Below are 14,224 nucleotides of genomic sequence, written 5' to 3'. Positions count from 1 at the left end.
CGGTGTCGGTGGCCCGGCCTACGCTGGAGGACATGCAGACGACCCGATCCGTGCGCCCGTTCGAGGTCGTGAGCGAGTACGCGCCGAGCGGCGACCAGCCGCAGGCGATCGCGGAGCTTGCGGCCCGCATCAACGCGGGGGAGACGGACGTCGTCCTCCTCGGTGCGACGGGCACCGGCAAGTCCGCCACGACGGCCTGGCTCATCGAGCAGGTGCAGCGGCCGACCCTCGTGCTCGCGCACAACAAGACCCTGGCAGCGCAGCTGGCGAATGAGTTCCGCGACCTCATGCCGCACAATGCGGTCGAGTACTTCGTGAGCTACTACGACTACTACCAGCCCGAGGCGTACGTCCCGCAGACGGACACCTTCATCGAGAAGGACTCCTCGATCAACTCCGAAGTCGAGCGGCTGCGCCACTCGACGACGAACTCGCTGCTGAGCCGCCGCGATGTGGTGGTGGTGAGCACCGTGTCCTGCATCTACGGCCTCGGCGCGCCCGAGGAGTACCTGCGCAACATGGTGGCGCTGCAGGTGGGCGAGCGCTACGACCGCGACGCGCTCATCCGCCAGTTCATCGCGATGCAGTACAACCGCAACGACGTCGACTTCTCGCGCGGCAATTTCCGCGTGCGCGGCGACACGATCGAGATCATCCCGGTCTACGAGGAGTTCGCGATCCGCATCGAGCTCTTCGGCGACGAGATCGAGGCGCTGTACATGCTGCATCCGCTCACGGGCGACGTCGTGAAGAAGCTGGATGCCGTCCCGATCTTCCCCGCGTCGCACTACGTCGCCGGCACCGATGTGGTGCAGCGCGCGATCGGAACGATCGAGACCGAGCTCGCGGAGCGGCTCGCCGAGTTCGAGCGGCAGGGCAAGCTTCTCGAGGCGCAGCGGCTTCGCATGCGCACGACGTTCGATCTCGAGATGCTCCAGCAGCTCGGCTTCTGCTCCGGCATCGAGAACTACTCGCGCCACCTCGACGGCCGTGAGGCCGGCGAACCGCCGCACACGCTGCTCGACTTCTTCCCCGACGACTTCCTGCTGGTGATCGACGAGTCGCACGTGACCGTCCCGCAGATCGGGGCGATGTACGAAGGGGATGCGTCGCGCAAGCGCACGCTCGTCGAGCACGGGTTCCGGCTGCCGAGCGCGCTCGACAACCGCCCTCTGCGGTGGGACGAGTTCAAGAACCGCATCGGCCAGACGGTGTACCTGTCGGCGACCCCCGGTCGCTACGAGATGGGCATCGCCGACGGCGTCGTGGAGCAGATCATCCGTCCCACCGGCCTCGTCGACCCTGCCATCGTCGTGAAGCCCTCGAAGGGCCAGATCGACGATCTGCTCGAGCAGATCCGCATCCGGGTCGAGCGCGATGAGCGCGTGCTCGTGACGACTCTCACGAAGAAGATGGCCGAGGAGCTCACCGACTTCCTCGGCGAGCACGGCGTGCGCGTGCGGTACCTGCACTCGGATGTCGACACCCTGCGCCGGGTCGAGCTGCTCACCGAGCTGCGCGCCGGGGTCTACGACGTCCTCGTCGGCATCAACCTGCTGCGCGAGGGACTCGACCTCCCCGAGGTGTCGCTCGTGGCGATCCTGGACGCCGACAAGGAGGGGTTCCTCCGTTCGGGCACGTCACTCATCCAGACGATCGGGCGCGCGGCCCGCAACGTATCGGGCGAAGTGCACATGTATGCCGACACGATGACCGACTCGATGCGCAACGCCATCGAAGAGACCGAGCGTCGTCGTGAGAAGCAGATCGCCTACAACACGGCGAACGGCATAGACCCGCAGCCTCTGCGCAAGCGCATCGCCGACATCACCGAGGTCCTGGCGCGCGAGGCGTCCGACACCGACCGCATGATGCGCGGTCGAGACGCATCGAAGAACAAGAGCGGCAAGGGCAAGAGCCCGACGCCGCGGCTCGGCACAGGCATCGCCGCCGAGGGCGCCGCTCAGCTCGAGGCGACCATCACCGATCTCTCCGACCAGATGCTGGCCGCCGCGGGAGAGTTGAAGTTCGAACTCGCCGCGCGCCTGCGCGACGAGGTGCAGGACCTCAAGAAGGAGCTGCGCGCCATGGAGCGCGCCGGGCACGTGTGAGTCGGGCGCTGCCGCTCACGGGCAGTGCATGAGGGGCTTCGGACCCGATCGATCGAACTCGTGCTTCGACATCGGAGCCCCGCACAACGGGCAGGGACGCTCGATGCGCTCCGGCTCGGGGTCCGTGTCGTACGGGCCGACGGCCGCAGGTCCCGCGAGCCGGATGAGCCTCGAATTCAGCCACGCGTACCAGCCGCCGGCCTCGCGGACGCGCGTGCGCAGGGAGGACGGGGATGATCCGGAATCAGTCATAGTCCTTAGTGTACTAACTATTGGTGGACGTAGGATGTGAGACATGGATCCGCGGGACGACTATCTGAAGCTCGACAACCAGCTGTGCTTCGCCCTCGTGACGGCTGCGCGCAATGTGGTCGCGATCTACCGGCCGATCCTCGAGCCGCTGGGACTCACGCATCCGCAGTACCTCGTCATGCTGGCGCTGTGGGAGCAGTCGCCGCGGTCGCTGCGCGACCTCGCCGACGCGCTCGCGCTCGATCCTGCGACGGTGTCGCCATTGCTGAAGCGACTCGAAGCGCAGGGCCTCATCACCCGTGCCCGCCGGGAGGACGACGAGCGCATCCTCGACGTCGGGCTGACTCCCGCGGGTGCACGACTGCGGGAGCAGGCATTGGAGGTCCCGGTGCAGGTGATGGCGGCGACGGGGACGGATGCGGCGTCCCTCGCCGCTCTGCGCGATGCCTTGAAGCCGTTCGCCGGCGCGCTGAAGGAGACGGCCCTTCTCAAACCGTTATAGGTGTGTTCATCACTTGCTCTAGGCGAATCTTCAGCCTTCTCTTAGGCTCGTGAGGTGGCGCGTTCGAGCCATCCCCGAACCCGGGCCCGATCGAGATGCGCCGCTTTCTGCCCGCACGAGAAAGAAGCACGCCATCATGCGCTCCGGTCCGCGTTCCGCACCCCCATCCACCCGTCGAGGCGTCGCTCTCGGAGCCTCCGCGCTGACGGCGTTCGCGCTCGTCACGGGTGGCCTCGTCGTCGCTCCCGCCGCCCACGCGGCCACGACCGACGTCCAGATCCTCGCCACGAACGACCTCCACGGTCGCATCCTCGACAACACGTCGAATGGCGAGGCGGGTGCTGCGGTCCTCGCGGGTGCCGTCGAGCAGCTGCGCGCCCAGAACCCGAACACGGTGTTCGCCGCGGCCGGCGACCTCATCGGCGCGTCCACGTTCGAGTCGTTCATCCAGCACGACAAGCCGACCATCGACGCGCTCAACGCCGCCGGACTCGAGGTCTCGGCGGTGGGCAACCACGAGCTCGATCAGGGATACAACGACCTCATCAACCGCGTCCAGGCGCCCTACGACGCCACGACCAACCCGTACGGCGGTGCGCAGTGGCGCTACATCGCCGCGAACCTCAAGATGAAGTCGACGGGTGACCCTGCGGTCCCTGCGACGTGGCTCAAGGACATGAGTGGCATCAAGGTCGGGTTCGTCGGCGCGGTCACGGAGGACCTGCCGACGCTCGTCAGCCCGGGCGGCATCGCCGACATCGCCGTCGGGGACATCGTGACCTCGGTCAACGCCGCGGCCGCCGATCTCGTCAAGAACGGTGCGAACGTCGTCGTCATGCTCGTCCACGAGGGCGCAGCCGTGCCCGACTGCACGCAGGCCGCCGCTGCGGGCACGACATGGGGCCGCATCGTCAGCGGCGTGTCGCCGCAGGTCGACGCGATCGTCTCGGGTCACACGCACCTCGCTTACAACTGCAAGTACCCGGTGAAGGCGTGGAGCGACGAGGGTCGCGCGGTCACGCAGCGCCCTGTCGTCTCGGCGGGCCAGTACGGAACGAACCTGAACCAGCTGGTGTTCTCGGTCGACGGCGCCGGCAAGATCGCCGGCGTGACGCAGAAGATCCTGGCGCTGGAGCACTCGGTCACGGTCGGCACGACCACCACGTGGGTCGCCGACTACCCGGCCGACCCGGCGGTCGACGCGATCGCGCAGGCGGCGAAGAAGAAGGCCGACATCCTCGGCGCGCAGCCGCTCGGCCAGATCGGCGGCGCGTTCAACCGCGCGAAGCTCGCGAACGGCAGCACCGAGAACCGCGGTGGCGAATCCACGCTCGGCAACCTCGTCGCGGAGGCCCAGCGCTGGGCGACCGAGAAGCCGGAGTCGGGTTCGGCTCAGATCGCATTCATGAACCCCGGTGGCCTGCGTCAGGACATGGCGGGCAGCAACGCCGCGGGCTATCCCGCCACGCTCACCTATCAGCAGGCCGCGGTGGTGCAGCCCTTCGCGAACACCCTCGTCAACATGACGCTCACGGGTGCGCAGATCAAGACGGTGCTCGAGGAGCAGTGGCAGCGCGACGCGCTGAACCGGCTCGCCACGCGCCCGTTCCTGCGCCTCGGCGTCTCCGAGGGCTTCACCTACACGTACTCGCAGAAGAACGTGACGGAGTTCCAGAAGGACGACCCGAGCACGCCCGCCGATGAGTCGACGATCTCGTACACCGCCCCGAAGGGCACGATCACCGGGATGTGGCTGAAGGGCGTGCCGATCGACCTCGCCGCGACCTACTCGGTCACGGTGAACTCGTTCCTCGCGACCGGCGGCGACAACTTCTTCGAACTCGCCGACGGCACGAGCAAGCGCGACACCGGGAAGGTCGACCTCTCTGCGATGGTCGACTACATGGCCGCCTTCGCCGCGTCCGCTCCGCTGCCCGTCGACTACGCGCAGCACGCGGTCGAGGTCGGCTTCCCGGCCGATGCGCCGAACGCGTACGACCCGGGCGCAGCCGTCTCCTTCGGCGTGAAGTCGTGGGCCATGTCGACGGCGGCCGACGTGAAGGACACCGAGATCACCGTGTCGCTCGACGGCAAGACTCTCGGTTCTCTCCCCGTCGACAACACGATCGGCACCGCGGTGTACGACGACTACGGCACCGCGTCGGTGTCGGTCGCACTGCCGGCGACGGTGACGCGCGGGACGACGGTCGAGCTCACGCTCACCGGCGCCCGGACCGGCACGTCGATCGTCGTCCCCGTCGCGATCGACAAGGCCGACAGCAAGACCGTCGGCACGCCGAACAAGACGTTCGCGAACTCGAACGGCAACGGCGTCATCCAGTATGCGGCGACGGTCACGACGGAGGACGGCACCGCGGCCCTCGGCACGGCGACGATCTACGACGGCGACAAGGCCATCTCGGCCGTCACGCTGACCGCGTCGAGCAAGGGCTCGTTCCAGATCAAGCTGCCGAAGCTCGTCAAGGGCACGCACCCGCTCTCGGTCGTGTACGGCGGCAGCGACACGGTCAAGCCGTCGACGAGCGCGACGGTGACGGTCGAGGTCAAGTGACCGTACGCTGAGTCGGAACGAGGGATGCCGCGGCGCACAGCGCGCCGCGGCATCCCTCTTTCGCGGTCGGCGTGGCGCTGTCGAACGGGTGTCCGATCCGGTGTCGGAGGCCCCGCCTAGACTTGTCGGGTGCCCATCGTCCCCCTCGCCAGTGCCGGAATGACCAACGGAAGACTCAGTGTTCGCGGGGCCCGCGTCCACAACCTGAAGAACGTCGACCTCGACATCCCTCGCGACTCCCTCGTCGTCTTCACGGGCATGTCGGGCTCCGGCAAGTCGAGCCTCGCGTTCGACACGATCTTCGCGGAGGGTCAGCGCCGTTACGTCGAATCGCTGAGCTCCTACGCCCGCCAGTTCCTCGGTCAGGTCGACCGGCCCGACGTCGACTTCATCGAGGGTCTCTCGCCGGCGGTGAGCATCGACCAGAAGTCGACGAACCGCAACCCGCGCTCCACGGTCGGCACGATCACCGAGATCCACGACTACATGCGCCTGCTCTGGGCGCGCATCGGGGTCCCGCACTGCCCGGTGTGCGGAGAGGTCATCCAGCGTCAGACGGTGCAGCAGATCGCCGATCAGCTCATGGAGCTGCCCGAGCGTACGCGCTACCAGATCGTCGCTCCTGTGGTCACGCAGAAGAAGGGCGAGTTCGTCGACCTCTTCAAGGAGCTGAGTGCCAAGGGCTATGCGCGCGCCGTCGTCGACGGCGAGCTGATCCAGCTCGCCGAGCCGCCGACCCTCAAAAAGAGCTACAAGCACGACATCGCCGTGGTCGTCGACCGGCTCGTCGCGAGCCCTGACATCCTCGGGCGCGTCACCGATTCCGTGGAGACGGCGCTCGGGCTCGCGGGCGGCGTCATGCAGGTGAACTTCGTCGACGAAGAGGGGGATGCCGCGTGGCAGTCCTTCTCCGAGAAGCTCGCGTGCCCGAACGGCCATCCTCTGCAGCTCACGGAGATCGAGCCGCGCACGTTCTCGTTCAACGCGCCCTTCGGCGCGTGCCCCGCCTGCTCGGGCCTCGGCACCCGCATGTCGGTCGATGTCGAGCTGATGCTGGGTGACGAAGACCTGTCGATCGCCGACGGTGTCATCATCCCGTGGACCACTCAGGGCAAGGGCCTGTTCCAGTACTACGAGCGGCTCCTGCAGGGGCTCGCCGACGACTTGGGCTTCGGGCTCGACACGCCCTGGCGCAAGCTGCCGCACGAGGTAAAAGAAGCGGTGCTCCGCGGCGAGAACTACAAGGTCACCGTCCGCTGGAAGAACCGGTACGGGCGCGAGATGCGCTATTCGTCGGGCTTCGAGGGCGTCGTCCCGTACATCGAGCGCCAGTACATGCAGGCCGAGTCCGACGCGCAGCGTCAGCGCTGGGCCGAGTATCTGCGCGAGGTGCCGTGCCCCGTCTGCAACGGCGCCCGTCTGAAGCCGGAGGTGCTCGCGGTCAAGGTGCACGGGCACTCCATCGCAGAGGCCTCGAGCCTCAGCCTTGCGGACGCGCAGCGCTATTTCGCCGAGCTCCAGCTCACCGATCGCGAGGCCAAGATCGCGGCGCAGGTGCTGCGGGAGATCCGGCTGCGGCTCGACTTCCTCATTCAGGTCGGTCTGAACTACCTCAACCTCAGCCGCTCTGCCGGTTCTCTGTCCGGCGGCGAGGCTCAGCGCATCCGGCTCGCGACCCAGATCGGGTCGGGGCTGACGGGCGTGCTCTACGTCCTCGACGAGCCGTCGATCGGCCTCCACCAGCGCGACAACCGCCGCCTCATCGAGACGCTCGTGACGCTCCGCGACCTCGGCAACACCCTCATCGTCGTCGAGCACGACGAAGAGACGATCCACGCCGCCGACTGGGTCGTCGACATCGGGCCGCGGGCCGGCATCGACGGGGGAGAGGTGGTCCACTCCGGTCCGCTGTCGTCCCTCCTCGCCGACGAGGACTCGATCACGGGCGACTACCTCGCCGGGCGTCGCAGCATCCCCACTCCGAAGAAGCGCCGGCGCATCGACCGCCAGCGCATGCTGACGGTCGTCGGGGCGCGCGAGAACAACCTGCGAAACGTCACGGCGGACTTCCCGCTCGGCGTCATGACCGCGGTCACCGGCGTGAGCGGCTCGGGGAAGTCCTCGCTCGTCAACGACATCCTGTACGAGGTGCTGGCTTCGCGGCTCAACGGAGCGCGCACGGTCCCCGGCAAGCACACGCGCGTCACAGGTCTCGACAACCTCGACAAGGTGGTGCACGTCGATCAGGCTCCGATCGGCCGCACGCCGCGGTCGAACCCCGCGACGTACACAGGCGTGTTCGACCGCATCCGGACGTTGTTCAGCGAGACGCCGGAGGCCAAGGCGCGTGGCTACCTCCCCGGCCGGTTCAGCTTCAACGTCAAGGGCGGCCGCTGCGAGGCGTGCGCCGGCGACGGCACGATCAAGATCGAGATGAACTTCCTGCCCGACGTGTACGTCGACTGCGAGGTCTGCCACGGCAAGCGGTACAACCGCGACACGCTCTCCGTCCACTACAAGGGCAAGAACATCGCCGAGGTGCTGGAGATGCCGATCTCCGAGGCGGCGGAGTTCTTCGAGCCGATCCAGGCGATCCACCGCTACATGAAGACGCTCGTGGATGTGGGCCTCGGATACGTCCGACTCGGTCAATCGGCCACGACGCTGTCCGGCGGTGAGGCACAGCGTGTCAAGCTCGCGACCGAGCTCCAGCGCCGGTCGAACGGCCGCAGCGTCTATGTGCTCGACGAGCCGACGACGGGCCTCCACTTCGAAGACGTCCGCAAGCTCCTCGAGGTGCTCAACGGGCTCGTCGACAAGGGCAACACCGTCATCGTGATCGAGCACAACCTGGACGTCATCAAGTCGGCCGACTGGATCATCGACCTCGGTCCGGAGGGCGGATCGGGCGGCGGCCAGATCATCGCGACCGGCACTCCGGAGAAGGTCGCGCGCGCCGAAGGCTCGCACACCGGTGCGTTCCTCGCCGAGGTCCTCGGGCTCGCGCACAAGCCCGCTCAGGAGCTCGCGCGCAAGGCCGGCTGAGATGGCGGATCAGCTCCCGTACAAGCCGAAGCAGGGGGAGATCCCGACCGATCCGGGGGTCTATCGGTTCCGCGATCGCGACGGCCGCATCCTGTACGTCGGCAAGGCGAAGAACCTCCGCGCGCGGTTGTCGAACTACTTCGCCCCGCTGCGGACGCTCCACGAGCGCACGCGGCGCATGGTGACGACGGCCGCGTCCGTCGAGTGGACGGTCGTCGGCAGCGATGTCGAGGCGCTCCAGCTGGAGTACATGTGGATCCAGGAGTTCTCACCGCCCTTCAACGTCCGCTACAAGGACGACAAGTCGTATCCGTTCATGGCGATCACGCTGGCCGACGAGGCGCCGCGCGTCATCGTGACCCGCAACCGCCGCATCCCCGGGGCGAAGTACTTCGGGCCGTACCCGAAGGTGTGGGCCGTCCACGACACGATCGACCTCATGATCAAGGTGTTCCCGATCCGCACGTGCAGCGACGCGTCGTACAAGCGCGCCATGCAGACCGGGCGTCCGTGCTTCCCGGGCCAGATCGGCCGATGCGGCGGGCCGTGCTCGATGAAGGTCACGATCGAGGAGCACCGCGCCATCGTCGACGACTTCGTCGCGTTCATGTCGGGCGGCGATGAGCGGTTCTCGCGCGAACTGACCAAGCGGATGCGCGAGGCGTCCGCCGCGATGGACTACGAGTCCGCCGCGGTCTACCGCGACAAGCTGCAGTCGATCGACGCGGTCCTCAGCCGCAGCGCGCTGGTCCTCTCCGACGACGCCGAAGCCGACCTGTTCGGCATCGCCGAGGACGAACTGTCCGCGGCCGTGCAGCACTTCGTCGTGCGCGGCGGACGCGTGCGCGGGGTGCGGGCGACGACGGTCGACAAGGAGATCGACATCGCCGGCCCCGAGCTGGTCGACCAGGTGCTGCAGCGCGCCTACGGCAACGCGGCGCCTGCCGACATCCCGCGCACCGTGATCGTGCCGCAGCTGCCGGACGACGCCGAGGAGCTCGAGCAGTGGCTGCGCGAGAAGCGCGGCAAGGCGGTCTCCCTGTCCGTCGCGCAGCGCGGGCAGAAGGCCGATCTGATGCGCACGGCGACGATCAACGCCCAGCAGGCTCTCATGCTCCACAAGACGCGTCGCACGAGCGACTACGTCGCCCGCACCCAGGCGCTCACCGATCTGCAGGAGGCGCTGGGGCTCTCCGAGGCGCCGCTGCGCATCGAGTGCTACGACATCTCGCACCTCTCGGGGACGAACGTGGTGGCATCCATGGTCGTCTTCGAAGACGGCTTGCCGCGAAAAGACCAGTACCGCTCGTTCTCGATCGCCGAGACGACCGATGACACCGACTCGATGCATCAGGTGCTGATGCGCCGTCTCGCCTATCTCGACAGGCCGGAGGAGCCGGAGCCTGAACCGGAGCCGACGGCCGACGGCGAGGTCGTGACGACACGCAGGAGGGCGCGCTTCGCGTACCGACCGCAGCTGCTCGTGGTCGACGGCGGACAGCCGCAGGTCGTGGCGGCGCAGCGGGCGCTCGAGGATGCCGGGCACCCGGAGATCGCGCTCGTCGGGATCGCCAAGCGGCTCGAGGAGGTGTGGCTGCCGGGAGACGACTATCCGGTCATCCTGCCGCGCACGTCCGAGGCGCTGTATCTCCTGCAGCGTCTGCGCGACGAGGCGCACCGCTTCGCGATCACACATCAGCGCAAGCGTCGGCGTCGCGACATCACGACGGTCCTCGCGGAGGTCCCGGGCCTCGGAGATGCGCGCATCAAGGCGCTCCTGCGCCATTTCGGGTCGGTGTCCGCACTGCGGGACGCCACGCCGGATCAGATCGCGGAGCTCCCCGGCATCGGCCCCAAGCTCGCCGCCTCCGTCCACACGCACCTCGCCACTCGCTAGGCTGGGCGCACGGGGCCGGGGGACCGCGGATCGACGGTCTCCTCGAGATGAGGGAGCGCAGGGGGATGACGGACGCCGGCGAGATGCTGATCGTCACGGGGATGTCCGGGGCCGGACGATCGACGGCGGCGAACGCCCTCGAGGATCTGGGCTGGTACGTCGTCGACAACCTGCCCCCGCAGATGCTGAAGCCGCTGCTGGAGCTGACGCAGTACGCCGGCTCGGCGCTGCCGAAGGTCGCCGTCGTGGTCGACGTCCGCGGGCGCGACCTGTTCACCGAGCTTCCCGATGTGACGCGCGCGCTGCGCGACGCGCGCCAGCAGCTGCGGGTGCTGTTCCTGGATGCATCGGACGAGGTCCTCGTCAGGCGCTTCGAGGCGGTGCGGCGCCCTCATCCGCTGCAGGACGGCGGGACCATCCTCGACGGCATCCGCGTGGAGCGCGAGCGACTGGGGGCGATCCGCGAGGGCGCCGACATCGTCATCGACACCTCCGCCTTCAACATCCACCAGCTCGCGACCGCCGTGGTCGACATGTTCTCGGAGCAGGGCGCGGCCAGGCACATGCTCACGATCGTGAGCTTCGGCTTCAAGTACGGCCTTCCGCCGGACGCAGACCTCGTGGCTGATATGCGCTTCCTCCCGAATCCGTTCTGGATCGAAGACCTCCGCGCGCTCACCGGCGAGGACGACGCCGTCCGCTCCTTCGTCCTCGACGCCCCCGGCGCGCGCGAGTTCATCGACGCGTACGAGCAGGCGCTGCACCCTGTACTCGAGGGCTACCAGCGGGAGAACAAGCGGCATTCGGTGCTCGCGATCGGATGCACAGGCGGCAAGCACCGCTCGGTCGCCGTGGCGCGCGAGCTCGCGCAGCGGCTGACGACGCTCCCGGGCGTGTCCGTGCGGGTCGCGCACCGCGACCTCGGTCGTGAGTGACACTGGCGCGCGCGACGCGCGCGGCCCCGGTAGGCTGGACGATCGTCCCGACCGCCGATCCGCAAGGAGTGCCGTGCCCCTGACCGCCGACGTGAAGGCAGAGCTGATCGCGCTGCGCGATCCCCGACCGAGCGCGCGCGCCGCCGAGCTGACGGCGCTCCTGCGATTCTCGGGGGGACTCCACTCGATCGCGAACCGCGTGGCCGTGGAGGCCGAGGTCGACTCCGAGATCCTCGCGCGCCGCACCGCGCGCGACCTCATGGAGCTCTACGGTGTGCGCCCCGAGCTCGTGCAGGTGCAGGGATCGGGCCCCAACGCACCGAGCCTGTACGCCGTGCGCGTCATCGAGGGCGGCGAGACGCTCGCCCGTCAGACGGGCCTGCTCGATCAGCGCCGTCGCGCCGTGCGGGGGCTCCCGAACCGGCTGACGACGGGCAATCGCGCCGACCTCGCGGGCCTGTGGCGGGGGGCGTTCCTCGCATCCGGCACGCTGTCCGACCCGGGCCGGTCCGCGGCTCTCGAGATCACCTGCCCCTCCGGCGAGGCGGCCATGGCCCTCGTCGGCGCGGCGCACCGCATCGGCATCGCGGCGAAGGCGCGCGAGGTCCGCGGCGTGCCCCGCGTGGTCGTCCGGGAGACGGATGCGATCCGCACGGCGCTGCAGGCGATGGGCGCTGCACGCACTGCTGCGCACTGGGACGCCCTGCGCGAGCGCCGCGAGGTGCGTGCGGGCGTCAACCGGCTCGTGAACTTCGACGACGCGAACCTGCGCCGCTCGGCACAGGCCGCCGTCGCGGCATGCGCGCGTGTCGAGCGCGCGATGGAGATCCTCGGAGACGAAATCCCGGACCATCTGCGCGAAGCGGGGGAGCTGCGTCTCGCGCACCGCGACGCGAGCCTCGACGAGCTGGGGCACCATGCCTCGCCGCCGTTGACCAAGGACGCCGTGGCGGGCCGCATCCGCCGCCTCCTCGCGATGGCCGACAAGAAGGCCGCTGCCGAAGGCGTCCCCGGGACCGCTGTCGGCGTTCCCGGCTCCTGAGTCCGGGCCGATCGTCACAGGCGGAAGCATCCGCCGGTGCGCGGCGTTGCCGCTCAGTAGGATGAACACGTCACCCTCGCTGCGCCGGGGAGCCTCGGCGCGGCGCCGATAGGAAGAAGCGAAAATGGCGAAGTACACGCTGCCCGACCTCCCTTACGACTATGCGGCTCTCGAGCCGCACATCAGCGCGACCATCATGGAGCTGCACCACGACAAGCACCACGCGGCCTATGTCGGCGGTGCGAACACGGCGCTGGAGCAGTTGGCCGAGGCGCGTGATTCGGGCAACCTCGCGAACGTCAACAAGCTCGAGAAGGACCTCGCGTTCAACCTCGGCGGCCACACCAACCACTCGATCTTCTGGACGAACCTCTCGCCGGACGGGGGCGACAAGCCCACCGGCGACCTCGAGTCCGCCATCGACGACCACTTCGGCTCGTTCGACAAGTTCCAGGCCCACTTCACGGCGGCCGCCCTCGGCGTCCAGGGCTCGGGCTGGGCGGGTCTGTTCTGGGACTCGATCGGCGAGAACCTGATCATCCAGCAGTTCTTCGACCAGCAGGCGCAGTTCGCAGCGGGCACCGTCCCGCTCCTGCTCCTCGACGTCTGGGAGCACGCGTACTACCTGGACTACAAGAACGTCCGCGCCGACTACGTGAAGGCGTTCTGGAACATCGCGAACTGGCAGAACGTCCAGCAGCGGTTCTCCGTCGCCCGCGAGCAGTCCTCGGGCCTCCTGGTACTGTCATAGCGTGCAGGCGTCCCGGTAGGGTACGCCCTGCCGGGACGCCGTTGTCCATCGTCTGGAATCCAACACGCGCCTCGGCGCACAAACACCCCTCTGGAGACCTTCCGTGACAGTAAAGATCGGAATCAACGGCTTCGGCCGTATCGGACGCAATTTCCTCCGCGCAGCCCTCGCGCAGGGAGCAGACCTGGAGATCGTGGCGGTGAACGACCTCACCGATCCCAAGGCCCTCGCGGACCTTCTGAAGTACGACTCCGTCGGCGGGGTCCTCGCTGCCGACATCTCCCACGACAGCGATTCGATCACGGTCAACGGCAAGCGCATCAAGGTCCTCGCGGAGCGCGACCCCGCGAACCTCCCGTGGGGAGACCTGGGCGCGGAGATCGTCGTCGAGTCGACCGGCCGCTTCACGAAGGCCGAGGATGCTGCCAAGCACATCGCGGGCGGCGCGAAGAAGGTCATCATCTCGGCTCCCGCGACGGGCGCCGACGGCACGTTCAACATGGGCGTGAACGAGGAGACCTACGACCCGGCGACGATGAACGTCATCTCGAACGCGTCGTGCACGACGAACGCGCTGTCGCCGCTCGCGAAGGTGTTCTCCGACGCCTTCGGCATCACGCAGGGCTTCATGATGACCGCCCACGCGTACACCGCGGACCAGAACCTCCAGGACGGCCCGCACAGCGACCTGCGTCGCGCGCGTGCGGCCGCGATCAACATCGTCCCGGCCTCGACCGGTGCCGCGAAGGCGATCGGCCTCGTCTTGCCCGAGCTCGACGGCAAGCTCTCCGGCTCCTCGTACCGGGTCCCGGTTCCCACGGGGTCGATCGTCGACCTCACGCTCGTGACCGAGCGCGACGACCTGACGGTCGACGAGATCAACGCCGTGTACCGCGCGGCGGCCGCCGAGGGACGTCTCGCCGGCATCCTCGCCTACAACGAGGACCAGATCGTCTCCAGCGACATCCAGCTCAACCCGCACTCGTCGATCTTCGACTCGACGCTGACGCACGTCGCCGGCAGCCTCGTCAAGGTCTCGAGCTGGTACGACAACGAGTGGGGCTACTCCAACCGTCTCGTCGACCTGACCCTGTACGTCGCCGAGCGTCTCTAAGTC

The 14,224-nt window shown here is 68.3% G+C and carries 10 protein-coding genes; 9 read left to right on the top strand and 1 reads right to left on the bottom strand.

Annotated elements, in window-relative coordinates; all coding sequences use genetic code 11:
• Positions 1–32: 32 nt before the first annotated feature.
• The gene (uvrB, locus tag QSV35_RS11325) at positions 33–2,111 is read left to right on the top strand and encodes an excinuclease ABC subunit UvrB (RefSeq protein ID WP_286288858.1); all 2,079 of its coding nucleotides are present in this window, start codon (positions 33–35) and stop codon (positions 2,109–2,111) included.
• A gap of 15 nt (positions 2,112–2,126) precedes the next feature.
• Here uvrB and QSV35_RS11320 read toward each other — a convergent pair whose 3' ends face one another.
• Positions 2,127–2,363, bottom strand: a complete 237-nt coding sequence (locus QSV35_RS11320; protein ID WP_286288857.1) for a hypothetical protein — start codon at positions 2,361–2,363, stop codon at positions 2,127–2,129.
• A 43-nt stretch (positions 2,364–2,406) separates the two neighbouring features.
• Here QSV35_RS11320 and QSV35_RS11315 point away from each other — a divergent pair, with 43 nt between their 5' ends.
• The 8 genes from QSV35_RS11315 (at position 2,407) to gap (ending at position 14,221) form a co-directional block, all read left to right on the top strand.
• A complete protein-coding gene (locus QSV35_RS11315; RefSeq protein ID WP_286288856.1) occupies positions 2,407–2,865 on the top strand; it encodes a MarR family winged helix-turn-helix transcriptional regulator in 459 nt (152 codons plus the stop codon).
• 136 nt (positions 2,866–3,001) lie between these two features.
• Positions 3,002–5,437 (top strand): 5'-nucleotidase C-terminal domain-containing protein, encoded by a 2,436-nt coding sequence (locus tag QSV35_RS11310; protein ID WP_286288854.1) that lies wholly within the window; start codon positions 3,002–3,004, stop codon positions 5,435–5,437.
• 129 nt (positions 5,438–5,566) lie between these two features.
• On the top strand, positions 5,567–8,482 hold the full coding sequence (uvrA, locus tag QSV35_RS11305; RefSeq protein WP_286288853.1) for an excinuclease ABC subunit UvrA: 2,916 nt from the start codon (positions 5,567–5,569) through the stop codon (positions 8,480–8,482).
• Position 8,483: 1 nt separating this feature from the next.
• On the top strand, positions 8,484–10,379 hold the full coding sequence (gene uvrC, locus QSV35_RS11300; RefSeq protein WP_286288852.1) for an excinuclease ABC subunit UvrC: 1,896 nt from the start codon (positions 8,484–8,486) through the stop codon (positions 10,377–10,379).
• A 65-nt stretch (positions 10,380–10,444) separates the two neighbouring features.
• Entirely contained in the window at positions 10,445–11,314 is an 870-nt protein-coding gene (gene rapZ / locus QSV35_RS11295; protein ID WP_286288851.1) for an RNase adapter RapZ, read from the top strand.
• Between the two features lie 73 nt (positions 11,315–11,387).
• Complete coding sequence (whiA, locus tag QSV35_RS11290; protein WP_286288850.1) at positions 11,388–12,356, top strand: DNA-binding protein WhiA; 969 nt, start codon at positions 11,388–11,390, stop codon at positions 12,354–12,356.
• Positions 12,357–12,480: 124 nt separating this feature from the next.
• Complete coding sequence (locus QSV35_RS11285) at positions 12,481–13,107, top strand: superoxide dismutase (RefSeq protein ID WP_286288849.1); 627 nt, start codon at positions 12,481–12,483, stop codon at positions 13,105–13,107.
• Positions 13,108–13,210: 103 nt separating this feature from the next.
• Positions 13,211–14,221 (top strand): type I glyceraldehyde-3-phosphate dehydrogenase, encoded by a 1,011-nt coding sequence (gene gap / locus QSV35_RS11280; protein WP_286288848.1) that lies wholly within the window; start codon positions 13,211–13,213, stop codon positions 14,219–14,221.
• The last annotated feature ends 3 nt before the right edge of the window (positions 14,222–14,224 follow it).

Source organism: Microbacterium candidum (assembly GCF_030315975.1).
Lineage (GTDB): Bacteria > Actinomycetota > Actinomycetes > Actinomycetales > Microbacteriaceae > Microbacterium > Microbacterium candidum.
This window is presented reverse-complemented; position numbering and strand designations above follow the sequence as displayed.